Origin of the sequence: Wolbachia endosymbiont (group A) of Portevinia maculata (assembly GCF_964028525.1) — a bacterium.
In the GTDB taxonomy this organism is placed as follows: Bacteria; Pseudomonadota; Alphaproteobacteria; order Rickettsiales; family Anaplasmataceae; genus Wolbachia.
Map to the genome: position 1 here is coordinate 870,942 of NZ_OZ034786.1, position 23,853 is coordinate 894,794.

Sequence of the window (23,853 nt, forward strand, 5' to 3'; positions counted from 1 at the left end):
GTGTCAAACCGAAAAAAAAGTAATAAATTGATATAAAAAAATGGAGGTTTGACAATGAGTCAGAAAGTAGTAAACAGAACTACCGGTTTGGTAGATTATAAAGAATTAGAAACAAATATCCTGTCGTCTATACGAGAAGGAAGACCGTTGACAGGAAGAGATGGAGCATTAACACCGTTTATAAAAAAGTTGCTGGAGGTAAGCCTGGAAGGTGAAATAGAAAACCACTTGTCGGCTGAAAGCGAAGAGAATAATCGAAGAAATGGGAGGAATGCAAAGACTTTACGTACAAGCGCAGGGTCATTTGAGCTTTTGACGCCAAGAGATAGGGAAGGAAGTTTCGAACCACAAATAGTCAAAAAAAGGCAAACAAACTTACATCCAGAGCTTGAAACGAAGATTTTGAGCACATTTGCCAGTGGTATGGGCTATAGAGATATAGTGTCACATGTTGAGGAAATTTATGATCACAAAATATCGGTGGCAGAGATATCAAGTATTACTGACAAATTGCTACCAGTAATCAACGAATGGCGTAGTCGCCTGCTGCAGTCTGTATATCCGATAGTTTTCATGGTTTTTTAAAGTCAAAGAGGACGGGCATTGCGTAAGTAAATGCATGTATAACATATTAGGCATAGATCAAAATGGCAAAAAAGAAGTATTAGGTTTTTATTTGGCTGAAAGTGAAGGAGCTAACTTCTGGTTGGGAGTGCTAAATGACCTCAAAGAAAGAGGAGTAGAAGATATCCTTATTGCCTGCGTTGATGGGCTGAAAAGCTTTCCTGCAGCTATAAACAGTGTCTTTCCTAATGCGGAAGTGCAGATGTGTATAGTGCATCAGATACGCAACTCACTGAAGTATGTGGCCAGTAAAGATGCGAAGAGTTTTTTGAGCGATTTAAAGAAGGTATATCAAGCTTCAAGCAAGGAAATTGCCGAGAATTATCTGTTGGAATTGGATGAAAAATGGGGCACAAAGTACCCTATGGTTATAAAATCTTGGCAGAATAATTGGGAAAACTTGTCTGGTTATTTTAAGTATTCTGGTCCAGTTAGGAGGATAATCTACACCACCAATCCCATAGAGGGGCTACATAGGCAAATTAGGAAATTCACTAAGACCAAAGGCTCATTTACCAGCATAAATGCCTTGTATAAGCAGGTATATTGTGCTATAAAGAAGGCAGAGGAAAAGTGGACGATGCCTGTACATGATTGGGCATTAACTATCTCTCAACTTGATGTTTTCTTTCCTGGCAGATTGAAAATTGAGTTGAACTAAAAATGCGGTTTGACACAGTTTATTTAACACTCCCTGCTTAAAGCTTAGTGTATTCTGTTATATTGATTTGGCTGCTTTACAATTGAAGCAATGTGCTGTGAACTACACGCTTCTTTTATATTGCTTCTAGAAGGAGATGATGATGCTTGACCTTGAGGTGTAGTGCTGCTTGCAGGATTCAAGTTTTTATTTTTCTTTTGCTGATGATAGTTCCATGCTTCTTGAACGGTTTGATGTGTAGGTTCTCCATCATTATAGTTTCCTCTCACAGAGTTTGAGTTTATGTCTTTCTTTTGCGGAGGATAATTCGATGCCTCTTCATGAGTCTGGAATATAGGCTCTCCATCATTATAGTTTGAGTTTATATTTTCCTTTTGCAAACCAGCGTTCAATAATTTCGATATCTCTCGCCCTAGCTGATCACCTTTATAATTATTGTTAAGATCTTTGATTTTCTCTTTTTTCTCGATTATTTGAGCTAAGGACTCGACAATAATATCTTTGTTTATTCTTGAAGCATCTATTGGCTTACTTCCTTTGACAGTAATTTCACTACTTCCTTGCTTACTACTTACATTATAGCCCTGCCCTTCAATTTTTGTTGCCACTTCTCTTCTAAATAAATTGCAAATAGCATTTATTACCTCTTGAATACAATCTTTAAAAAAAGCTTTGATTGCTTTAAATTCCTGTGCTAAGGAGATAGTCTCAGTGTATACTTGTTTTTTATTCTCACCATCAGTAACCATACCATCACTTGATTTCCTTTTTTGAGGAAGTGATGGTGATGCACTCTTATGTATAGGCTTTGCTTGCACTTTTAATGCACTCTTAATATCTTCAAAATTTTGGTATATACTTTCCTCTGGCACTATTTTTGATGCCTTAAATCCCTCTATTACTCGATCCGAAGCATCTTTTATTATCTCCTGAACCTTTTGAATATCTATTTGCTTACTCCCTTTGACAACAATTTCTTTTCTGTCCTTATTGCTCACACCATAGCCTTGCTCTTTGAGTGCCCTTATCGCCTCCTCTTTAAATAAGTCTTGAACACTATGTACTTCTTTCCTTAATTTATAACCATTGTTAATAAGAACAGACTTAATTGTCTCCATTTCTTTCTCTAAGGAAACAGTGCTTTTATTAATCTTAGCATATAGCGATTCTTGTTCCCTTGAGTTTTCATAATTTGGTTCTTGTATCAAACTGGTATTGATAAACTTTTGTACCTTTCCTAGATAACCAACATTTTTATCCTCTTTAGGTACTCGCACACCTTCAAATTTGATTTTTTGTATCTCTTCAATACTCAGCCCATTTTTTTCAAGCCATTCCTCTCTTTTACTCATTGATGCAACAAACTCATTAATCTTTTGAATATTTTTTACATCATCATCAACTAGCATGACAGTTTTTGGCAACTCACCATGTTTATCCTTATACTCCACAATTGCCTTACAGATGTGTAAATTTTTTCCAACTTGATTTTTTTGTTCTTTGAGACCTTTTGGAAGCTCATTATCATAATCTCCTGGAAACCCACCAAATACAGAAATACCGCCTGCTTGTTCTTTAGATAAACCCAAATGATTCTCTACAACCCTTCTCACAGCGTCTGAATATCCTGTATACGATGCGATATTAACTTTCACTCCATTTGAAAATGCAGATTGCAACACAGATTTTAATGTCTCCTTATTTTTTACTCCGTCTGTATTCTTTAGAAAATTTCCTATATCAGTATCGTTCACTGCATATTCTGCACCAGAATTGAAATCACTTTTTTTGAACCCGGAGTGTTTACCGGAGAAAATATTATGCATGTGTCCATTAGTAATAGTGTTATCAAAATCAAATATTAATAGGGTATTATTTCCTTTAGCCATATCTTCACCTCTAATCCTTACAAATCATATGGGTAGAGACTAACATTAATAGATTAATTATTTATTATAACCTTTCTAATTAATAGTGTGATAAATAAAGTAAATATAACAAGAAGTAAAAATCAACGGCATAAAGAAAAGACTTAAAGAGAGGCCAAATCAAAGTGCAATGGTATTTCACTAATCCAATTATTTTTCTCTTGATCTAGCCTATCATCCAATATTGCCTGCCTTATAGATGCCATTAACTTATTCATGAAGAAAACGTTATGAATGGTAACGAGTGTGTAAGCCAGGAGCTCTTTAGCTTTCAGTAAATGGTGTATATAAGCTCTTGAATGCTTTCTGCAGGTAAAACATAAGCAGTCACTTTCAATTGGGTTATTGTCCAGCTCGAATTGTTGATTTCGCAAATTAATATGCTCTTTGCACTTTGAAGAAATAGAATCTCTATTTTTTACTTTAATAAGCGCACCACCATGCCTTGCTAAACGGGTTGGATGCACGCAATCAAACGTATCAATTCCAAGACTAACTCCGCGAAAGATGTCCACAATTCCACCAATACCAAGCAAATGAGTAGGCCTATCTTTTTTCAGATGGTCCATAGTGAAAGAAACTACATCGTACATCTGCTCTTTACTTTGACCAAGTGATCCACCTATTGCTTGACCAAAAAATGGCAAATCGTTAATAAAATTACAACTTTCTCTACGTAAATCTTGATATACTCCGCCTTGACTAATTCCATACAGTGCCTGCTTGCCATTATTGTTTTTTTCAAATTCATTTAAAGAACGTTCAGCCCATTTGTGGCTCATGAGCATTGATTTTGCTGTGTATTCTTTGCTTATGTGAAATGGAGTACATTCATCTAAGACTAAATCTGCACCTAGTTTCTGTTGAATTTGTATAGACTTTTCAGGAGTCAAGCAATAAGTTTTACCATTAATGTAAGAACGAAAAATTGCCCCATCCTCATTAATTTTGATCAGAGTTTTTTGTTTTTTTCTTATTCCTTTTATCTCTTCCGAAACTGATCCGTGCCCTAAGCTAAATATCTGGTATCCACCAGAATCAGTGAGCATTGGTCCACTCCATCCCATCATCTTGTGCAAACCACCAAGTTTTGCTACGGTATCTTCCCCTGGTTGGAGCATTAGGTGATAGGTGTTGGAAAGTATTATCTGAGTACCTGCTTCACTAATTCTCTCGATATCTGCAGCTTTAATTGCAGCTTTTGTTGCACAGAATATAAAAGCTGGTGTTTCTACGCTTCCATTTGGAGTTTTAATTGTTCCAACTTTTGCAGAACCTGATTGCTTGATTATCTTGAATGCAAATTCTTCTTTCATCTATTTGCCTGAAAGTTCTGTTATGATGTTTTCTACTTTCTCAGGAGTAAGATTTTCATAGAAGTCATTATTGATCTGCACAACGGGAGCATTAACGCATGCACCTAGGCATTCAACTTCTTTTAAAGTGAACAAATTATCTTTAGTAGTCTCACCGATATTGATTCCAAGTTTTTTTTTAAAGGTATTTAAAACTTCTTCACTATTGCACAACCAGCAAGGAGTTGTTCTACAAATTTGTATTAGATATTTGCCTACTGGTTTTAAATTATACATGGTGTAAAAATTTGCCACTTCATATACACGAATATGTGGAATATGCAGCATATCAGCAACATAACGCATAGCAGATTCAGAAACCCATCCGCATTGCTCTTGAACCAGGTATAGTAAAGGCATGACAGCACTACCTTCTCTACCTTTGGGATACATCTCTATAAACTTTTCCGCTTTCTTAAGGTTTTCTGATGTAAAACTAAACTGCTCTTTTTTTTCTATCATTCATGAGACTCGTGTAAACTTTACAGATTATACCTGTAGAACCAATGATTGCAATTGTTGGTTTTTTGAGAAATAGCATTTTGCAGTATCATACTACCCATACTGCCCAACTTGTAAATTCTTTTGGCTTGGCCATAGGATCTAGTTAAAAAATCTGATCATGCGCTAACTTCAATTGTTTCATAAGTTTGTTTTAGTAAATCTCAATTATTTTAGCTACAGCTAACTACTTTAAAAAAATGCTTAAGAAATTATAGTATATTATTTATAAATACACTATCCTTGACATTTATTATAAATGTTGTGTATGATAAACTATATTTATTAATATGAGGTTAAACTATGAGTAAACAATTAAATTTATGGATAAAAGAAACTGGTGAAGAGAAATTTAAAAATTTTCTCACATCACTAGATAAAGAAAATCTTCAAAAGCATGCCACAACTATTTACAGAAATTACGAACAAAGTTACAATGAAAAGTATTTCATGTACAACAAAATTGGTTCTGGTGCAGTAGTAATAGGATCTTGTGCTCTCATTCTGCTATCTCGATATTTCGATCTAAGAGAAAAAGTGCAAAAACCACTTGAATACATGGCACTTGCAGCAATTGTTATCTTTGGAGTTGGATTTCTATACTCACTTTATCAAGAACATGAATATAAAGCCTCCAACAAAAAGGGAGAATATGTATCAGATCACGAAAAACATAAGGAGCTTCCTGAGGTTCAAACAATTATAGATGAGCTAAAGGCAGAAGCCCTATTAGGGAGTAAAAAAGAAATTTAGCCAAAACTTAAGATTCCGCTACTTGTTAGCGGAATCTGCATAAGACATAACGAATAAAAATTTACCTTTAAATATAGATTATAGGGTTTTGAGAACTCTACCTTCCTTTCATCTATAAAACTTCTTAGCCATTTTCGAGCCTATACTTACTTTTTAGTATAAAATAAAGACGTTAATTTTTTAATTTTAGTTAAAATTTTCATTGACATTAACACACAGGAGTAATCATAATAGCATTTTATTAATATTTTAAATAAAATTATGTCTATATTAGGAAGATTGCTCGGGATCAACTCAAATACACCGGAAGTTAAAGAAGCGGTAGGTTTTAACCCAGCAAACGTAGGGTTGATTGAAGGAGATGGAGTCGCTTATGGACTTAGCTATCAAGATAATGGTAATGGGAGCAGTAAAGTAAAATTACTTATTAGTCCATTATATCAATCAAAAACATACGAATGGGGTACAAATGTCAGCGTAGTAAATGAATTCAAAGATCAATTGTCTCTCACATTAATAGAAGATTCAGCTGAAACAGATAAAGTTGGAGTTATCTTTCCTACAGAAGAAATTAACAAAAAAGAAAAATGCATCAAAGGCTTAACATTCAACACTTACGAAATCAAGCATTCAATTAATGTTCCCTTAGTTGAATACGTAGGAAAAGTAAAATTATACAAGAACATTAATAGAGATAGTCTTGCAAATGAAGACAATAGCTACTTTCAACCAAAAGCAGTAAAAGTTGGTAATGGTAATGTTATTGTAATTGCTCATAACTTAAAGGATCAAACTTTAGTTTCTTGGTATTTACAATCAGACACAAATGGAAAATTTAAGGTTTTGCGTGAAAAAAACGGTCTTATAGAAAGAAAATTATTCAAATTTGATAATCCAGGGCAATTAGTACTAGATGAAAATACGATACTTTATTCGCAAGTGAGAAAAAATAGTATTGAAAATCAAGAAGTAAGAACAAATATTTTTAAGTTCGATATGGCTAAAGTGGTTAAGGATCTAAAAAGTGGCAAGAAAGATGAATGTTTGCTTAGTAAGAGATGTCAGATAGATAATAAAGCACTATCTCTTTCCAGAGAATATGAAATAAGCTTTTTACAGTATGTGAAACGAACTGAAGGCAATGATCTAGTTGCCTTTCTTGCAGAAGACCGGTTGTCTGATAAACAAACGTTACATTTAACAAGTCTTGTTAAGAATGGATCAAAATCGAACTTTACTATTTGCGAATTTGCAGATTCTATAGAGCAATTGTACGTTAAAGACAATGGTCAAGACAGTTTTATTGTAACTGCAATAAGTGAAGAAAACATCGCAATTTTCAATCATCAAAGATTTGAAAAACCTTCTAAGGTAACAATAATACCGGCAAGTAGTATCAAAACTCTCAGTGATTTTGTTGATATCATTAACGGTCGATTGACACCTGATATCATTTCTAGTAGTACCGTGGCTCCTGTAACTATTACAGAAACGGTTGTGACTTCTAAGAAAACGCTGACTGCTGCAATTACTAGCACAACAGAAACCGACACTGTAAAGACTACCAAATTAACAACAGAAGCATCAACTACCGTTGCACCTACTTCTACAATAAGTAAACCTTCAACAGAGTCAACGACTCAAACAAGTACAGTAACAGTGGAGCCAACAACAGAAGCCGTTGCACCTACTTCTACAATGAATAAACCTTCAACGGAGTCAACGACTCAAACAAGTACAGTAACAGTGGAGCCAACAACAGAAGCCGTTACACCTACTTCTACAATGAGTAAACCTTCAACGACTCGAACAAGTACAGTAACAATGGAGCCAACAACAGAAGCCGTTACACCTACTTCTACAATGAATAAACCTTCAACGGAGTCAACGACTCAAACAAGTACAGTAACAGTGAAGCCAACAACAGTAGCAAAAACAACTACTACTTCACAAGTGACCACGGTTGCTACAACGTCAACTAGTGTGCCAATAATAAACTCAGAGAAAACTATACAAACAGTATTTAGTATACCAAGTACTAGAACAAAAGAGTCAACAACTCCTATATTTACCACGACTTTACTTCCTCAACCTACTTCTTCACCACAGCCTACTCAACTTGCTATAGGGTCTAATAGGGCAGGAATGATAGGAGGATCTTTGATTGGAACAATAGGTATTGCTGGAATTATAGGATTTATAGCATATAAATGTATTAAGAAATATCACGGTTATTATAATGCTGCTCATGTGTTAGAATTAGCTGATTTGGAATCGCATTCAAATAGCAGCAATGAAGAAATTTTTTTCACCCATAGCAGAACAAGCAGTGATAATAACATATCTATACAAACTACGTATCAATCTGAAACAATGCTAGACAGTATATCGGTAGAAAGTAGTAGTAGGTCAAGAAGTAGCTCATCGTCTTCAGGCGGTGGACCAAGCTCTTGACTGACTGAAGCGGAGTCTAAAAGTGAAAAAAGCTTATCTTGGGATAGCGATGATGTGCCGGAATATCACCTTTAGCTATTTGTCTGAATGTTTTTAATATGTAGACTGTTAGGAAATTGTCTTTTGCTTTTGTGATTTTCATGTTAAAGTATAATTCCTGGGTGAAATAAGTAGCTGCTGTTGTGTGATAAACATAGCAGAGGAAAGTCCGGGCTCCAAGGAAAAATAGTGACGGGTAACGCCCGCCGGAGGTAACTCCAGTTATAGGGCTACAGAAAATTACCGCCTAAAATATTTTAGGTAAGGGTGAAAAGGTGTGGTAAGAGCACACCATGGCAATGGCAACATTGGTAGTCGAGTAACCAACACTAGGAGCAAGATTAAATAGAAGTAGATTTTATGTTTTTCTCATATCTACTCGGGTAAATCGCATGAGGTAAATGGTAACATTTACTCCAGATAAATAGCTACATAAACAGAACTCGGCTTATATTTCACCTAGGCGTCACATGATACGTGCGATATAAGCCATGCTATATTTAAGTGTAGGCATTTCATGCGTTGTCCTTCACTTGTTCTGCTTGATAGCCATCACTACTTTCGCCTACATTAACATTAGAATATTCTTCATCATCAATATACTCTTTCAGAACATACCCTCTGCCCCAAACGGTTTCTATGTGGCTTTTTCCATCATTTGCACTTTCAAGTTTCTTACGTAATTTGCACATAAAAACATCAACTATCTTGTTATCTGAAGGTTCATCCAAGCCATTGTAAAGATGATTTAAGAACATTTCTTTTGTTAGTACTGTTCCTTTACGCAGTGCTAGCAATTCTATCATAGAATACTCTTTATTAGTAAGGTGAACCGTTTTACCTTTCACCTCAACAATCCTGTGATCAAAATTGATATTTATATTACCAATCTTTATCACCGATTCAGGATGGCCTTTAGTACGACGCACTATGGCCTTAATTCGAGCTAATAACTCGCTTTTATGAAATGGCTTGGTTAAGTAATCATCTGCACCATACCCAAGCCCTTTAGCTTTGTGATTGACAGCGGATATACATGAAAGTATTAAGACAGGAACTTTGATTTTTGCACTTCTTAGTCTTAACAATATATCATATCCGTCAATATCACCAGGCAAGTGTATATCTAAAATAACTAGGTCATAGTAATCTCCGTTTGAGGAAACCATATTATTGTTATAATCTTGTGCAGAAGTAACAACGTCACAGAAGTGTCCATCAGAAGTTAAGGCATTAACCACAGTCTTTGCACTTACTTGATCATCTTCGATTAATAATATACGCATATTTTACACCCCATAAATAATTTATAATTTTAGTAATATATATAACTAAGGAAAGTAATAAATCAAATCTTTATTAACAAATGATCAAAATTACACTTATTAATTAATAATAAATATATTGTTCCAAAGTTATATAAATAGATCTAAAATATAATAGATATACCATGGTAGTAATAATATTTTTAGTAAATATTGAATTAAAGTTACTATTATTAAAAGAATACTTCGGTTAATAAATATTTAACTATTCTATATGTCTGTGTTATATTTTTAATTTACTTATCCTACTGTTTTAAAGTATAAGTAATACTTTCAGGAATATTGTGTGGCAATATCAATTTTAGGTGCTGGTGCATGGGGTACAGCAATCGCAATTTCACTCAGTAGTAAGAAAGATGTGATTTTGTGGACTCGCAATGAAACTACATTTGAATCAATCAACGGGAAAAGAGAAAGTGACAAGCTACCCGGTTGTCGAATTTCTGATAATGTGTCAGTAAAATTGGCTATTGAAGACACAATTAATGCTTCAGTAACAATCCTCGCTGTTCCCACTCAATCTCTGAGGGAGGTATGTCAGCAATTGCATAATTGTAATCTGAAAAAAGATGTAGCAATAATTTTAGCTTGTAAGGGAATAGAAAAGTCTACATTAAAATTACCTAGTGAAATAGTAAATGAAGTTTTACCTAACAATCCTATTGCTATTTTTTCAGGCCCTAGTTTTGCTGTAGAAGTTGCAAGAAAATTGCCCTATTCAATGGTTCTTGCATGCCGAAATAACATATTGGGTTCAAAGCTAGTATCAGAACTACAGCAAGAAAATGTTAAATTACGCCTTAGTAGCGATGTTATAGGGATACAGGTTTGTGCAGCGTTAAAGAACGTTTTTGCTATAGCGTGTGGGATTGTTCTAGGTAGTAAACTTGGGTTTAATGCTCATGCAGCATTGATTACGAAAAGTGTAAGCGAAATTAAGGCTTTATACTCAGCAAAAGTTGGTAACGGTAATGTGGATATAAATACACTACTTGGACCGGCATGTCTGGGTGACCTAATTATGACATGCACATCCTTGAATTCAAGAAACCTATCTTTTGGGTTTAAAATAGGTAATAGTGACAATGGCTTTAATGTTCAGCAGATTTTGTCAGAAGGCAAGTCAGTGATTGAAGGTTTTAGCACTGCTGAGCCCATATTTAATTTAGCAAGAAAGCTAAAGATAAAAATGCCTATATGTGAAGCGGTCTATAGATTATTGTATGAAAGCGCCTCTATAGAGGATACTATTTCTGTTCTTGTAAATTAGTTTTGTACTTTGGTGTATTGTGAAATTTTTATATAAATTGATATCAACATGGTGGCTGTCTGGCACAGTAAAAAAAATGCCAGGTACCATAGGCAGCTTAGCTTCTTATCCAATTGTTCCTGTGATACTGAGTGACAGAATTTTAGGTGCAGCAATTATTTTTTTTTTATTTTTGATTGGACTATGGTCTATAGGCAATTATATAAAACACTACAAGACTTCATGTGATCCAAAAGAGGTAGTAATTGACGAAGTAGTTGGTCAATTGCTGACAATACTTTTAGTTTCGATATTGTTAAGCCAAGAGATGAATTGCTCTTCATTGTTGTTGTGCTTTTTTTCTTTTAGGTTTTTTGATATAATAAAAACGTGGCCTATAAATTTGATCGATAAAAATACCAAAGGTCCTTTAGGTGTTATGCTAGATGACATTATAGCTGCAATTTTAGCCTGTGTTCTTATAGGAGCCTTTTATTGTTTATTGTTGATGTATGCAGGATAAAAAAATTTATTATTCAAGCTTAATTGTTCAAAATTTAAAGGATTATATACTGTACACAGCGAATTTATCTGAGTGGGAAGTACACGATGAATTTGATAACGTTACATTTACAATAAATGGTACTAGGGAGTCATTATTTAATTTTGTGTTCTGTGGAGATCAATGTACCGAGCTTTCTATACAAAAAACTCTAGATTATCTCAGAACAAGAGATATAGAAGCAACATGGGTAATAAATTCACATATGAAAATAAGAGATATTTTAGAAAAGTGTGAAATAAAACACGTTAGCACACCAAAAAAAGCTTTACTTAATATGAAAAATTACTTTTTACCTGCTGATGTTATTCCAAATTTGAGGTTAAATGCTGTAAATGGTAGCGACCTCTTAGAACAGTTAGATTTACACACTTCTAAAATTTTTTATCATGGCGTTGGAATTGTCAGCACATTTTTTCGCGGATTATCAAATTATGATGATAAAAACTCAAGATTAAGATTTTTTCTTGTAACACTAAATAGTGAAATTATTGGGACATGCGGTCTTTATGTTCAAGACAGTGTAGCTGGTTTTTATAGTGATGGAGTTTTACCAATTTACAGGAATCGTGGAATAGGTACCCAAATGGTTTTAGAAAGAATAAAGATAGCTAAACAGCTTGAATGCAAATATATAGTAGCACATTGTATGAAACCTTCTGTAAACCTTTATAAGAGATTGGGCTTTCAGATGTTAGGCAATCTTTACTTATATAACTCTTCAGCATAATTCTGAGCGGTTACAAGTTTTTACATCTGTTTTAGAAGTGCTATGTTTTTTTTGTATGAAGTGGTTTTAATATTGATTCTAATATTATTCTTTCTCTCTTATTCTAAATTAAAAATTAGTAATAAGATTAAGAACTTACAACATCGAAATGTTATCATAAATAATTTAATTGATACTGTGAATGATGGGTTTTATATTTGGGATGCAAAAAAGCGTATAGAAAAGTTCTCTCCCAACTTACTAATTTTGCTTAATACTGTTTTTTACTCATTTAATGAGTTTGTGAATTTTTTTGAGCAATCAGAAAGTTTAATTAAAAATTTTGCTGAGGCAAAGGAAATAAATAAATCTTTTACTCTAGATTTAAAGTCAAAAGACAGTGAGGTTTATTGCATATGTTATGGTAGAAGCATAATAGATGATTCTAACAATGTGATTGGTGTGCTGTTATGGATAAGGAATGTCTCAGACTGTAAAATAAAAGCTCACGGACTTGAGCTAGAAAATAGTAAGCTTACACAAGAAGTGGAGAGCTATAAAAATGTTTTCAACTCTTTACCATTTCCAATACTAAAATATAACAAGAATAGAAAGGTAGAATTTTATAATTTGTTTTATGATAAATATGTAGATGGCTCTAAGAAATTTGCTATTACCAGTAGCGCTCATAGCACAAAACCAGGAAGGCATGTCGTAACTTACAAGAACGAACCTAAGGTTTTCGATTTTGTTAAAATTCCAATACAAGGTTCTGGTAGCATAGTAATGTATGGGAAAGATGTTAGTGATGCAGAGAAATTATATACTGAATTAAACAGTTATTTAGCTACACAGAAAAATTTGCTTGAGAGGTTGCCGGTTGCTATAGTAATATATAGTAAGAATCAAAAGCTAAAATTTTATAATAATGCTTTCATAAAAACCTTTCAATTTGACCCAAAATTTTTGGCATCTTACCCAACTTATCATGAAGTTATGCTTTACCTCTTCGAATCTAAAAAGCTTTTAGAAAAAGAGGATTTTCAAACTATTAGTAACCAAAGACATGAGTTATTCAAAAAATTATTTGCATCGTATGATGATACGATGCATTTCACGAATGGAAAAGCGTTCAGGGTATTAACAATACCCTACGCTTCGGAAGGTTTGCTGTTCTCTTACGAAGAATGCAAAAGATGATACTTAAACTCCTTCTTTCTCTACCATGAGCTGTTTTACTTTCGCTATTGCTCTTGCTGGATTAAGTCCTTTAGGACAAGTTTTTGTGCAATTCATTATTGTATGACAACGATACAACTTGAATGGGTCGTTTAAAACATCAAGTCTTTCACCTGTCTTATTATCACGGCTGTCAGCAATCCATCTGTAGGCTTGTAATAGTATTGCTGGTCCTAAAAATTTATCACTATTCCACCAGTAGCTTGGGCAACCAGTCGAACAGCAAGCACATAATATACAGTCGGACAAGCCATCTAATTTTTTTCTATCTTCAGGAGATTGAGAGTATTCTTTATTTGGTAGGGCAGGCTTATCTGCTTGTAACCAAGGTTTAATTGATTTGTATTGCTCATAAAATTGGCTCAAGTCCGAGACTAGGTCCTTTATCACATACATGTGAGGTAATGGATATATTTTTACATCACCTTTTATATCGTGTATAGATCTAGTACATGCAAGAGTATTGGTTCCGTCAATATTCATGGCACAAGATCCACATATGCCTTCTCTACAAGAACGTCTGAAAGTTAAAGTCGAATCTATTTCATCCTTTATTTTTATTAATGCATCAAGTACCATAGGGCCACAACTATCCATATCAATAAAAAATGTGTCTATTCTAGGGTTTTTCTCGTCATCAGCAGACCAACGGTAAATTTGAAATCTTCTGATGTTTTTTGCTCTAGCAGGAATAGGATAAATTTTGCCCTTTTGATTAATTTTAGAATTCTTTGGCAAAGAAAACTGAACCATATCACTTACCTTTTATTGTTTATAGCTAAAACCCTTTGTAGATAACATATTTTATTATCATCTACTATATTTTTATTAAATTCCTTTTAAATCGCGCACATATTGTAGCCAAGCGAAGCTAAAATTTCTCTTTCTAGATTTTTCATTATAATTTCTTCATCTTTTTTTTGGTGATCATGACCAAGTAAATGCAGTAATCCATGCACTAACATGTGTGCAATGTGAGCAAGAATAGGTATACAATACTCATGCGATTCTCTTTTTATTGTGTCTATTGAAATTGCTATGTCTCCTAAATCGCACTCATTAGACAATTGTTCACACGGAAATGATAGTACGTTAGTTGGCTTATCCATTTCTCTAAATTTTAAATTAAGTTGATGTAGCAAATCATCATCAGCCAGAGCTATTGATATATTTGGTTTATAGTGGTCTATTTTTAATTCTTTTAGAGAAGCATTGATGACACCTAATACAAAATTTTTAGGATTTTCTATAATGCTGCACCATTTCTTGTCAAGAATATTTACTTCTAACATTCACTCATCCTTATTACTTCATTCCATTCAATTTCCGAAACTGGGGCAATTGATAAACGTGGTTGTTTTAATATAGACATATTTTTCAAAAGTGGGTTTTGTTTTATATTATTTAACGTTACTTGGTTATTTAAAGGTTTCAAAAACTTTACATTCACTAATCCGAACTTGGGATCATTAATATGATAATACTCTTTAAATACTTCAACGATTCCAAGTATTGCTTTCTCTTTACCTGTATGATAAAAAAACGCAAGATCGCTTACTTTCATAATTTTCATGTAATTTTGAGCTTGATAATTGCGCACGCCATCCCACTCAACTACCTGCTCCTTTTCCATTTTTTGCCATGAATATTCACTTGGCTCTGACTTGAGTAGCCAAAGTTGCATTATTTTTTTCTTCTTAAATAAGCCGGTATATCATAAACATTGCTGCCCCATTTAGCTCCTTCGCTTACCTGTTCAGTTGGTTTTGTTTCCAGTGTTTTGTCTTGCGTACTTTCACTGTGACTATAGGGCCACTTAAATTTCTCTTTCTCTGAGTCTTCGCTCTGACTTATAGGTGAAGTTTCTGACTTATTATTGCGACCATCAATGCCAGTTGCAAGAACAGAAACTCTAACTCTTCCCTCCATCGCTTGATCAAAAGTAGCACCAAATATTATATTTGCATTTTCATCTACTTCTTCACGCACTCTATTGGCTGCAGCATCAACTTCAAACAGAGTCATATCTCCGCCACCAGTAATGTTAATTAATATTCCTTGCGCACCTTTCATTGATACATTGTCAAGCAATGGATTGGATATTGCAGCTTCCGCAGCACTAATTGCTCTATCTTCTCCTTCTGCCTCTCCGGTGCCGATCATCGCTTTGCCCATCTCGCTCATTACTGTTTCTATATCAGCGAAGTCAAGATTAATAAGCCCTGGCATGACCATCAAGTCAGTTACTCCTCTGATGCCAATATGCAGAACATTATCAGCAAGTTTAAATGCATCAGAAAATGTAGTTTTTTCATTTGCAATTCTAAATAAATTCTGATTTGGAATGACAATAAGTGTATCCACGTATTTTTGCAGTTCTTCAAGTCCAAGCTCTGCAATGCGCATGCGGCGCACACCTTCAAAACCGAACGGTTTAGTTACAACTCCAACAGTCAATATCTTTTTTTCTTTTGGCGCTCTATCCTTAACTGCAGCTCTTGCTTCTCTGGCTGCTTTTGCAATTACCGGTGCTGCACCGGTTCCGGTACCACCGCCCATTCCTGCTGTGATGAAAAGCATATGACTATCTTTTATATGCTCCATAATTTCATCGATTGATTCTTCTGCTGCACCTTTCCCAACATCAGGCAAAGCACCAGCACCAAGACCCTTAGTTAAATTAATGCCAAGCTGAATTTTTTTATCACATAACGACTTTTCTAGTGCTTGAGCGTCGGTATTTGCGACAACAAAATTCACTCCTTGCAAATTAGATTGGATCATGTTATTCACAGCATTTCCACCAGCACCACCCACTCCCACAACGGTAATCCTTGGGTGTAATATAGGTAACTCCGGCAGACTAAGATCAATAGACATTTAAATTACTCAAATTTAGCGAATTCACTTGATAGTAAGTTACCGCTTTTTTAATAATATGCAAATACTTTTCACTTCTATAGGCGTAAACAGTAAACGGGATTTACTTATTCTTAATATTTATACTAATAAGTGCTATTTTATAATTACTAGATTTTTGGATGATATTACTTCAAAAAAATAAAAAATGTTTATAAAAAGGGACAGAGACCTATCCCTTTTTGTTTTGTTGAAGTTATTATACACCTTTTTCTGCTTTGTTCGATGCTTCAACCACAACATCTTTTAATTTTGAGGCAACTTGATATGTTCCATAAAGAACAGCAGCTGCAGCAATTGTCATTATGGCACCTGCAACTATCTGACCAGCAACACCTGTTCCGATAAATCCAGGTAATGAAGCAGCTATTGCTTGATTTGTCCCAACAAAGTAGCTGGCAGTCTTAGCAAGAAACCCAGAAGCTTCTGCTGCACTAACAAAGCCTGCTTTCATATGCATTGCTGTAAAGACAACACTTGCAACTGCAACCGGAAATAATGCTGTTCTTAACTTATTATCCTTAATATACTGACCAAGCCCACCAGCAGCACCTGTAACTCCCCAGTGTCCATTATCAGGGTTTTTATATCCCTCTGAAATAGCGTGAAAAACACTATGTTCTTGTTCGTAATTATATTCTGTTAATGCCATAACTCTACTCCTTAAATAGAATGTTAAAATTTCATTAAGGGCAGTATATAATGAAACAAATTGTCTGTCAAGTAAACTAATTTTTTAATATATCCTTATTCTGTAATTCAGCGCTTCAGCAATGTGTGCTCTTTTTACTTCTTCACTTTTTGCAAGATCTGCAATGGTTCTTGCAACTTTTAATACGCGTGTGTAGCCTCGATTGGAAATGTAATTTTCTTTCAGTACGTATTTTAGCAATTCTAACCCTGCCTGATCTGGTTCAGTAAATTTATTAAATGCTTCACCGCTTACTTCTGCGTTACAACGAACATTCAATTTACTATAACGCTCAGTTTGAACTTTTCTTGCTGCTATCACTCTTTCTCTTATGATTTTAGTACTTTCTCCCTCCACAGAGATTTCAGGAGAGAGTATGCTAACGTTTGGCATTTCAATGCATATGTCTATTCTATCAAGCAATGGTCCTGATATTTTGTTTTTGTAATCTGTGCCACACTTTGGAGCTTTGTTGCACGATCTACTTGCATCCCCCAAGTAACCACATCTGCAGGGGTTCATCGCAGCAATCAGTTGAAAATTTGCAGGGTAGGTTATGTGAGCATTTGCCCTTGCAACGGTAACTTTTCTATCTTCAAGTGGTTGGCGCAGAGAATCAAGCACAAGTCTTGGAAATTCAGGTAGCTCATCAAGGAATAACACGCCATTGTGAGCCATAGTGATTTCTCCAGGTTTTGCATTCTTTCCTCCCCCTATCATTGCTGGCATAGAGCATGAATGATGAGGTTCACGAAAGGGGCGAGTTACTTTGAATATTTCATTACCAGTTTTTGTTATGCTGGAAATAATATTAACATCAATCATCTCCTGTTCGGTCAAATCAGGCAGCAATCCTATAAAGCGCTTAGCAAGCATTGATTTTCCAGTACCAGGAGGGCCAACAAGAAGCATATTATGCCCACCTGCTGCTGCAATTTCAGCTGCTCTTTTTGCAACAACTTGGCCTTTGATATCCTTCATATCGGGAACCAATCTTTTTTCTTTGGGTGCATCACTATAATTAAAAATTACTGGCTGAATTAATTGCTCACCCTTAAAGTGTCTGATAATATCAGTTAATTTCTCTATAGCTAGAATTGAAACATTCTTTACCCATGAAGCCTCTACTCCATTTCCCCTTGGGCAAATTACTCCTTTATTTGCCTTTTTTGCATTAATTGCTGTTGGCAGCACTCCTGAAACTGGAATAACTCTGCCATCAAGAGCCAGTTCACCCATGATTATATAAGACTGAACTTTTTCAACTGGTATCACATTCATTACAACAAGTAGTCCAATAGCGATAGCCAAGTCATAATGACTGCCTTCTTTCAGCAAATCCGCAGGGGAGAGATTAACTGTAATTCTTTTTGGAGGTAGTAGTAGATTGATTGAATTTAACGCTGCTCTGATGCGCTCTTTGGATTCCGCAACAGTTTTATCCGGCAATCCAACAATATTAAAAGCTGGAATACCATTTGCCATATGAATTTGTGCATTGACATTTACTGTGCTAATTCCCTGAAGCGCAACGGTATTTATATTTGCAATCATAATATATTATATAAAATTGTTAATATAATATATTAAAGAAGTGATGAAGTAAAGGCTACAGCAATTAAAGATGGCTTAACTTAGCAAAAAAGTGCATAGTATCCTATCACTTTGCTGATTACAAAATGTTTATAAGGATAATAACTTTTCTTTTGCTATACTCAAGCGCGGTTTTCTGTGGTGATTGTAATTTTAATTTACCATACTGTGGGCTCAGTTGTAATCTGGATCTATCATATAGAAATTTAAGTAATATAAAAAAATTGTTGAATAACGACGATAAGTTTGTTGCGCTTACGTTTGATGATGGGCCTTCCAACAATAGAGTAAACGATATTATTAATGTTCTGGAAAGCTATGAAGCAAAAGCAACGTTTTTTGTGCTTGGTGAACGTATAAATAAAAAAACATATGAGATAGTAAAGAAAATCCATGAAGCAGGTCATGAGTTAGGCAATCACTCTTGGTCGCATAGGAAGTTGACATCACTTTCAAGTGAGGAACAATTGCAAGAATTGGAAAAGACAAATACAGCAATTAAAAATGCAATAAAACAAGATGTAAAATGGTTTCGCCCGCCATATGGATGTCATGACGATAATCTGATTGAAAATACTGATCAATTAAATATGTATTCAATATTATGGACAGTTGATTCGCTAGATTGGCAAGGTGATAAACCAGAAGCTTTAGTTGAAAGAGTTTTAAGTAATGTACATAATGGAGCAGTTATACTGTTTCATGATCACAATAACAGATCAAACACAATTGAAGCTTTACCTCATATTATTAAAATACTAAAAAAATCGGGTTACAAGTTTGTTACCTTAAGTGAGTGGGAGGAAAGGGTTTGTAATACGGTAAAAGCCAGAAGTGTAACAATAAAAGAGGGGGAAAAAGTGCGTTTTGAAGGAATGTTATGTGGACAAAAAACAAAGTCTTTAACCGCAGAGCATTCATATTAGGTGGTATTCAGCTTACCATTTCCGCTATTTTTAGCTATAGGTTATATAATTTACAAATACGAAACAGACAAAAGTACGAAGCACTATCTAATAGTAATAGAATAAGAGTCGCTACTATTATGCCTCAGCGGGGCAAAATTTTAGATAGGAATAGCACTGAACTTGCGGTAAACAAAATTTCGTATGTTGTTCTGTTTGATGGGCAAAAAACTTCTGGTGAGGAGGTCGATTTGCAAACATTATCAGAAGTCGAGTCTAAAATAGCAAGATCGTCAGAAACAAAAGTAACTGCTCTTTATAAACGTTATTACCCGTTTGGTTCAATATGTTCTCATGTAATTGGATATACAAAAAGACAGCAAGGCATAAACGAAGTAGGAATCAGCGGTATTGAATATACATATGATCATATATTGAAAGGCAAGTCAGGAAAATCTGAGCAGGAAATAAATTCTAAAAAACGCGTCATAAAAGAATTATCAAGCATACCACAACAAGACGGACAAGATATACAGCTAACAATTGATATTAATCTGCAAGAGAAAATCGCAAAGGTATTTAAAGATCACCAAGGCTCCGCAGTGGTAATTGATGTAAGTAACGGAGAAATTTTAGCACTATATAATTCACCTTCTTACGATAATAATCTTTTTGCTAGCAGACTATCAAATGAGACTTGGGAAAGCTTGAATACTCCTTCATTACCACTTGTGAATCGTGCATTGTCGTATCAAATTCCACCTGGTTCAATATTTAAAGTAATAGTTGCGCTTGCGGGTTTAAAAGACGGGATAATAATACCAGAAGAGAAATTCTCGTGTAAGGGCTATATGAAAATAGGTGAGCGGAAATTTCGTTGCCTGAAAAGCAAAGTCCATGGGTATGTATCTTTAAATGAGGCAATGGCATTATCATGCAACACTTACTTTTATAACATAGGAAAAAAAATAAGTGTAGACTCTCTGGTGGAAATGGCCAGAAAATTTGGTATTGGCGGTGGGTCGCTGATTGGAACGTTTAAGGAAGAAGCTCCGGGATTGTTGCCCGATAGAGATTGGCGCGCACGAAAACTATATTCGCAGTGGTATTTAGGTGACACTATCAACTTAGTTATAGGACAAGGGTATTTGCTTACAACACCACTGCAGCTTGCAGTTCTTGCAGCGAGGATTGCAACAGGAAAAGAGGTAATTCCCCACATTGAAATGAGTAATACAGTGCAAAATTTCCCTGACATTGATGTAGATTATGAGCATTTTAGCATAATTCGAAAAGCTATGTTTGACGTGGTGAATTCTAACTATAGAAAAGGGCTAAGCAGCATACAAATTGCCGGCAAAACCGGTACACCAGAGATAAACTCTAAGGGTGAAAGTCATAAGTTATTTATCGCTTATGGTCCTTACCATAACCCGCGCTACGCAATCTCTGTGTTTATAGAACACGGCAAAGCCCCGCGCCAAGATGTTGCTATGGCTAATGAGATATTTCAATACATGCTTGAAAAGTAACTATAAATATTATGGCTATTACTTGTCGTGTATTATCTTAATATAAACATTAATTTAGTCATAAACTATTGACGAATGATGATAATCTAGTTATTATTAAATTATCATTAACAAGTGAAGTAAAAAATGCGTACATCAAATCTTGGTCCTTTAATTGCTGTTTTATCATTATCTGCATTTAGTTTCACAGCTGGTCAATATCTTCCTTATGTTATTACAGCAATTTCTGGTTCTGGTGCCATTGCAGCAGTTCCTTTAGCAATTTTTGCTGTTTCTACGGTTGTTGCATTGGCTTCAGTGATATATCTTATTAAACGGGCCATTTCTATAGCTGGTAATGAGAAAAAAATAGATCTGAGTGGAAAAGAATTTGATCAGTCTGACCAACAACATACTGAATTTCCAGAACCAACAAAAAAATCTGTGTGTGAAAATGGTACTGATCTGAAGAATAAGTCAAGTACGCCTACTCTTTCACAACATCAGCTAACACTTGGTGTAGCAATTCCTCCATTAACTGGTACTCCACCACCACCACCTTCTCCTATGCCAACTCCTGAGCAATTGAATCAAGCAAGTGGTGCACCAGCTCCCAAGCTTACGATGCAAACCAAGGATGATGATATGTTCGCAGGGATAAAGAATGTAAAACTAAAGGAAACTGGTGGTCCTAGTATGCCTAAAGCTAATAATGATTTGCTTAAGGCAATAAAAAAAGGAACAAAACTCATGAACAAGAAAGAGTCTGACAAGAGGGAGAAAGAGAGGTTAAATAAACTGGAAGATGTGCAACCAAAAAATCTTATAGATGTTTTGTCCAAAAAGCTTCAGTCTCGATTTAAAGCAAATTATTCGAGTGATAGTGATGACGAAGATGACGATCAAAATCGTACACTTAATAGTGAATGGGAAGATGAACATCAAACACCTCCAAACCACCAATCAGACGATGAAAAAGGAACAAGCACTCCCGAGAGTGGTTATAGGTCTGATGATGTGGATCAACAATATCCTAAAATTGCAGCTTTGCCAAGCCACCAACCAAATACAGAAAAGCCACCAATACCTCCTAAGCCTGCTAATTTACAAACAGGACCTCAAGCTCCTCCTGCAACAACAGTGACTGAGGTGAATAGTGAGGTGAAAGATCCATCTACTCTTCCTTTTAAGGATCGCAAGGCACAGTTTGAGGGCAAATGAATTTCTTCCATTTGCCCTCTTCATAAGTAGCTATACAACAAAGCCCACTGGGATCCAGAAAAAAGGATGGTGTCATCCAAGTAGCTGACACTGGTTCCTTTATGACGGCAGTGCCCAGACACTGGTTCACTCTATAATAGTATCATTCCAGTGCCCCTTTCTCCTGTCATCCGAGTAGCTCCTTTCTTGTCATTCCAGTGCTCCTTTTTTTGTCATTCCAGTGCGTGACACTGGAATCCAGCCTTTTCATAATCATCAAAACGTTGTATTTTAACATAAAACGGCTACTTTTATACTCACCAACTTAGCTAGATCCCAATGTCTGGGCACTGGGATGACAAAAAAAGGAGCACTGGAATGACACCTCTCTTGGGCTCTTTTAGCTACAAATATTTAAGAAATTTACCAAATGAAAAAAAAGGCAAAAGAAGCCCCGAGTAGCGAGTTTTGACTCTATATTACTGTAAGTGGCGCTGTAATAATGTGCTGACGCTTAGTTTAAGCGCGGTTTGGCTGAATGTAGAAAAAATTTAAAAGACATGCAACCGCTATAATTTTATGTAATCTGCCAAAAAATACCCTAAGTTTTTTACTGAATTTTGTCATTGAGCCTGCAGGTCAAAAACAAGTTTTGAGTCATAAATACCCTTATTGTCATAATAAGGGGGCTGGAGGAGTTTGTCAAGTGGTTTTTTTGTTTCATCCAACGCGCTGCCAAAAGTTTGTTATGCAAGAATGCATAGTATCCTAGCCATTTCTCACAGATTCATTTAAACTTAATCAAGTAGGAGTATTATTAACGCGAAAAGGGTTCAATTAGAGACTTAAGTGATATGGCGCGTGAGGAAGATATAAACCAATTAGTAGAAAATGGATTTGATATTAACTCAAAAGATGCAAGTGGAATCACTCTCTTGCATAAGTTCACAAAAGAAGGCGATTTAGTTGGAGTAAAATCATTGCTAGAGCACGAAGCTGATTTTAATGTCGTAGACAACGAAAATAGAAACCCACTGCATTACGCCATTATGCATGGACACAAGAAAATTGCTAAACTTTTTGTTAATCAACTGACAATCAATTCCAAGGATAAAAATGGATTCACTCCACTGCACCTTGCTGCACTACAAGATGACATGGAATTAATAGATTTTTTGATAACAAAAGGCGCAAAAATTAATGAAAAAGACGCCAAAGAGGGCTATACTCCTCTTCATATAGCTTCACTATACGGTTCTAAAAAAAGCGTCCAAATTTTAATTAATAGCGGAGCAAATCTCGAATGTGAAGATAACAATTTTCGCACTCCTTTGTTTTTAACTATCTATCAATGCACTGCACATTATGACAGCAGAGCAGAAATTATAGAATATCTGATAAAGAAAGGTGCAAATATAGAAGCCAAAGATGCAGAAAATAACACTACGCTTTTCCTAGCAGCGTATAACAACAAAATGCAAATAGTTAAACTTATTGCAAAAAGACAGCAAGCAAGTAACGATGAAATTAAACTTAAAGAGTTTTTTTGCACAAAAAACAACCATGGTTTTGATGCATTAGATTGCGCTATTGAGCATAATAATAGAAAAATGGTAACATTTCTTGTATGAAAAG

At 35.1% G+C, this 23,853-nt stretch carries 20 protein-coding genes, 1 other RNA gene and 1 pseudogene; 12 read left to right on the forward strand and 10 right to left on the reverse strand.

All coding sequences use genetic code 11. From position 1 onward, the window contains the following. Positions 1–54 precede the first annotated feature (54 nt). Positions 55–1,285 (forward strand): annotated as a pseudogene (locus tag ABWU36_RS04285) (IS256-like element ISWpi15 family transposase). Between the two features lie 44 nt (positions 1,286–1,329). Here the strand turns inward: ABWU36_RS04285 and ABWU36_RS04290 are convergent. The 3 genes from ABWU36_RS04290 to nuoE form a co-directional block, all read right to left on the reverse strand. Beyond that, entirely contained in the window at positions 1,330–3,174 is a 1,845-nt protein-coding gene (locus ABWU36_RS04290; protein ID WP_353273053.1) for a hypothetical protein, read from the reverse strand. Between the two features lie 143 nt (positions 3,175–3,317). After that, positions 3,318–4,529 (reverse strand): tRNA guanosine(34) transglycosylase Tgt, encoded by a 1,212-nt coding sequence (gene tgt, locus ABWU36_RS04295; protein WP_253309318.1) that lies wholly within the window; start codon positions 4,527–4,529, stop codon positions 3,318–3,320. Then, on the reverse strand, positions 4,530–5,030 hold the full coding sequence (gene nuoE / locus ABWU36_RS04300; RefSeq protein ID WP_253309317.1) for an NADH-quinone oxidoreductase subunit NuoE: 501 nt from the start codon (positions 5,028–5,030) through the stop codon (positions 4,530–4,532). 342 nt (positions 5,031–5,372) lie between these two features. On the opposite strand from nuoE, the gene ABWU36_RS04305 reads away from it, so the two are divergent. From ABWU36_RS04305 to rnpB, 3 genes are all read left to right on the forward strand, one after another. Continuing rightward, positions 5,373–5,822: a hypothetical protein gene (locus tag ABWU36_RS04305; protein WP_265016635.1), complete on the forward strand. Its 450-nt coding sequence runs from the start codon at positions 5,373–5,375 to the stop codon at positions 5,820–5,822. A 261-nt stretch (positions 5,823–6,083) separates the two neighbouring features. Beyond that, a complete protein-coding gene (locus ABWU36_RS04310; RefSeq protein WP_265016634.1) occupies positions 6,084–8,276 on the forward strand; it encodes a hypothetical protein in 2,193 nt (730 codons plus the stop codon). A 157-nt stretch (positions 8,277–8,433) separates the two neighbouring features. After that, positions 8,434–8,782: RNase P RNA component class A (gene rnpB / locus ABWU36_RS04315), an RNA gene on the forward strand. Between the two features lie 48 nt (positions 8,783–8,830). Here rnpB and ABWU36_RS04320 read toward each other — a convergent pair. After that, positions 8,831–9,601 (reverse strand): response regulator transcription factor, encoded by a 771-nt coding sequence (locus tag ABWU36_RS04320; RefSeq protein ID WP_096616586.1) that lies wholly within the window; start codon positions 9,599–9,601, stop codon positions 8,831–8,833. 325 nt (positions 9,602–9,926) lie between these two features. On the opposite strand from ABWU36_RS04320, the gene ABWU36_RS04325 reads away from it, so the two are divergent. From ABWU36_RS04325 to ABWU36_RS04340, 4 genes are read left to right on the forward strand one after another with little or no spacing between them, the layout of a single operon-like run. Then, positions 9,927–10,910 carry an NAD(P)H-dependent glycerol-3-phosphate dehydrogenase gene (locus ABWU36_RS04325; protein ID WP_253309313.1) on the forward strand — a complete coding sequence of 328 codons (984 nt, stop codon included), beginning with the start codon at positions 9,927–9,929 and terminating at the stop codon, positions 10,908–10,910. Between the two features lie 19 nt (positions 10,911–10,929). Then, complete coding sequence (locus ABWU36_RS04330; protein WP_265016633.1) at positions 10,930–11,412, forward strand: phosphatidylglycerophosphatase A; 483 nt, start codon at positions 10,930–10,932, stop codon at positions 11,410–11,412. Further along, the gene (locus ABWU36_RS04335; protein ID WP_253309312.1) at positions 11,402–12,181 is read left to right on the forward strand and encodes a GNAT family N-acetyltransferase; all 780 of its coding nucleotides are present in this window, start codon (positions 11,402–11,404) and stop codon (positions 12,179–12,181) included. Before ABWU36_RS04330 ends, ABWU36_RS04335 begins: the two co-directional genes overlap by 11 nt. 42 nt (positions 12,182–12,223) lie before the next feature. Then, positions 12,224–13,360 carry a hypothetical protein gene (locus tag ABWU36_RS04340; protein ID WP_187297077.1) on the forward strand — a complete coding sequence of 379 codons (1,137 nt, stop codon included), beginning with the start codon at positions 12,224–12,226 and terminating at the stop codon, positions 13,358–13,360. A 3-nt stretch (positions 13,361–13,363) separates the two neighbouring features. On the opposite strand, the gene ABWU36_RS04345 is transcribed toward ABWU36_RS04340, so the two are convergent. The 6 genes from ABWU36_RS04345 to ABWU36_RS04370 form a co-directional block, all read right to left on the reverse strand. Next, positions 13,364–14,152 carry a succinate dehydrogenase iron-sulfur subunit gene (locus ABWU36_RS04345; protein ID WP_253309311.1) on the reverse strand — a complete coding sequence of 263 codons (789 nt, stop codon included), beginning with the start codon at positions 14,150–14,152 and terminating at the stop codon, positions 13,364–13,366. An 86-nt stretch (positions 14,153–14,238) separates the two neighbouring features. Beyond that, positions 14,239–14,691 (reverse strand): rRNA maturation RNase YbeY, encoded by a 453-nt coding sequence (gene ybeY, locus ABWU36_RS04350; RefSeq protein WP_253309310.1) that lies wholly within the window; start codon positions 14,689–14,691, stop codon positions 14,239–14,241. Continuing rightward, positions 14,685–15,083, reverse strand: a complete 399-nt coding sequence (locus tag ABWU36_RS04355) for an EVE domain-containing protein (protein WP_253309309.1) — start codon at positions 15,081–15,083, stop codon at positions 14,685–14,687. The genes ybeY and ABWU36_RS04355 overlap by 7 nt, the downstream gene beginning before the upstream one ends. Next, a complete protein-coding gene (gene ftsZ, locus ABWU36_RS04360) occupies positions 15,083–16,279 on the reverse strand; it encodes a cell division protein FtsZ (protein ID WP_253309308.1) in 1,197 nt (398 codons plus the stop codon). Before ftsZ ends, ABWU36_RS04355 begins: the two co-directional genes overlap by 1 nt. A 238-nt stretch (positions 16,280–16,517) precedes the next feature. Then, positions 16,518–16,970, reverse strand: a complete 453-nt coding sequence (locus ABWU36_RS04365; protein WP_264687995.1) for a hypothetical protein — start codon at positions 16,968–16,970, stop codon at positions 16,518–16,520. Positions 16,971–17,054: 84 nt separating this feature from the next. Beyond that, complete coding sequence (locus ABWU36_RS04370; protein ID WP_264731608.1) at positions 17,055–18,563, reverse strand: YifB family Mg chelatase-like AAA ATPase; 1,509 nt, start codon at positions 18,561–18,563, stop codon at positions 17,055–17,057. Positions 18,564–18,688: 125 nt separating this feature from the next. Between ABWU36_RS04370 and ABWU36_RS04375 the strand changes: the two genes are divergently transcribed. The 4 genes from ABWU36_RS04375 (at position 18,689) to ABWU36_RS04390 (ending at position 23,849) form a co-directional block, all read left to right on the forward strand. Continuing rightward, positions 18,689–19,528 carry a polysaccharide deacetylase family protein gene (locus tag ABWU36_RS04375; protein ID WP_265016630.1) on the forward strand — a complete coding sequence of 280 codons (840 nt, stop codon included), beginning with the start codon at positions 18,689–18,691 and terminating at the stop codon, positions 19,526–19,528. Beyond that, positions 19,483–21,039, forward strand: a complete 1,557-nt coding sequence (locus ABWU36_RS04380; RefSeq protein ID WP_264687761.1) for a penicillin-binding transpeptidase domain-containing protein — start codon at positions 19,483–19,485, stop codon at positions 21,037–21,039. The genes ABWU36_RS04375 and ABWU36_RS04380 overlap by 46 nt, the downstream gene beginning before the upstream one ends. A 126-nt stretch (positions 21,040–21,165) precedes the next feature. Then, entirely contained in the window at positions 21,166–22,239 is a 1,074-nt protein-coding gene (locus tag ABWU36_RS04385) for a hypothetical protein (RefSeq protein WP_353273054.1), read from the forward strand. Between the two features lie 833 nt (positions 22,240–23,072). After that, positions 23,073–23,849 carry an ankyrin repeat domain-containing protein gene (locus ABWU36_RS04390; protein ID WP_353273055.1) on the forward strand — a complete coding sequence of 259 codons (777 nt, stop codon included), beginning with the start codon at positions 23,073–23,075 and terminating at the stop codon, positions 23,847–23,849. Positions 23,850–23,853: the final 4 nt, after the last annotated feature.

Bases quoted from the DNA above. Each gene is read 5' to 3' on its own strand.
- ABWU36_RS04290 (WP_353273053.1), bottom strand. From the start codon at position 3,174: ATGGCTAAAGGAAATAATACCCTATTAATATTTGATTTTGATAACACT.
- tgt (WP_253309318.1), bottom strand. From the start codon at position 4,529: ATGAAAGAAGAATTTGCATTCAAGATAATCAAGCAATCAGGTTCTGCA.
- nuoE (WP_253309317.1), bottom strand. From the start codon at position 5,030: ATGATAGAAAAAAAAGAGCAGTTTAGTTTTACATCAGAAAACCTTAAG.
- ABWU36_RS04305 (WP_265016635.1), top strand. From the start codon at position 5,373: ATGAGTAAACAATTAAATTTATGGATAAAAGAAACTGGTGAAGAGAAA.
- ABWU36_RS04310 (WP_265016634.1), top strand. From the start codon at position 6,084: ATGTCTATATTAGGAAGATTGCTCGGGATCAACTCAAATACACCGGAA.
- ABWU36_RS04320 (WP_096616586.1), bottom strand. From the start codon at position 9,601: ATGCGTATATTATTAATCGAAGATGATCAAGTAAGTGCAAAGACTGTG.
- ABWU36_RS04335 (WP_253309312.1), top strand. From the start codon at position 11,402: ATGCAGGATAAAAAAATTTATTATTCAAGCTTAATTGTTCAAAATTTA.
- ABWU36_RS04340 (WP_187297077.1), top strand. From the start codon at position 12,224: ATGTTTTTTTTGTATGAAGTGGTTTTAATATTGATTCTAATATTATTC.
- ABWU36_RS04345 (WP_253309311.1), bottom strand. From the start codon at position 14,152: ATGGTTCAGTTTTCTTTGCCAAAGAATTCTAAAATTAATCAAAAGGGC.
- ybeY (WP_253309310.1), bottom strand. From the start codon at position 14,691: ATGTTAGAAGTAAATATTCTTGACAAGAAATGGTGCAGCATTATAGAA.
- ABWU36_RS04355 (WP_253309309.1), bottom strand. From the start codon at position 15,083: ATGCAACTTTGGCTACTCAAGTCAGAGCCAAGTGAATATTCATGGCAA.
- ftsZ (WP_253309308.1), bottom strand. From the start codon at position 16,279: ATGTCTATTGATCTTAGTCTGCCGGAGTTACCTATATTACACCCAAGG.
- ABWU36_RS04365 (WP_264687995.1), bottom strand. From the start codon at position 16,970: ATGGCATTAACAGAATATAATTACGAACAAGAACATAGTGTTTTTCAC.
- ABWU36_RS04370 (WP_264731608.1), bottom strand. From the start codon at position 18,563: ATGATTGCAAATATAAATACCGTTGCGCTTCAGGGAATTAGCACAGTA.
- ABWU36_RS04375 (WP_265016630.1), top strand. From the start codon at position 18,689: ATGTTTATAAGGATAATAACTTTTCTTTTGCTATACTCAAGCGCGGTT.
- ABWU36_RS04380 (WP_264687761.1), top strand. From the start codon at position 19,483: ATGTGGACAAAAAACAAAGTCTTTAACCGCAGAGCATTCATATTAGGT.
- ABWU36_RS04385 (WP_353273054.1), top strand. From the start codon at position 21,166: ATGCGTACATCAAATCTTGGTCCTTTAATTGCTGTTTTATCATTATCT.
- ABWU36_RS04390 (WP_353273055.1), top strand. From the start codon at position 23,073: ATGGCGCGTGAGGAAGATATAAACCAATTAGTAGAAAATGGATTTGAT.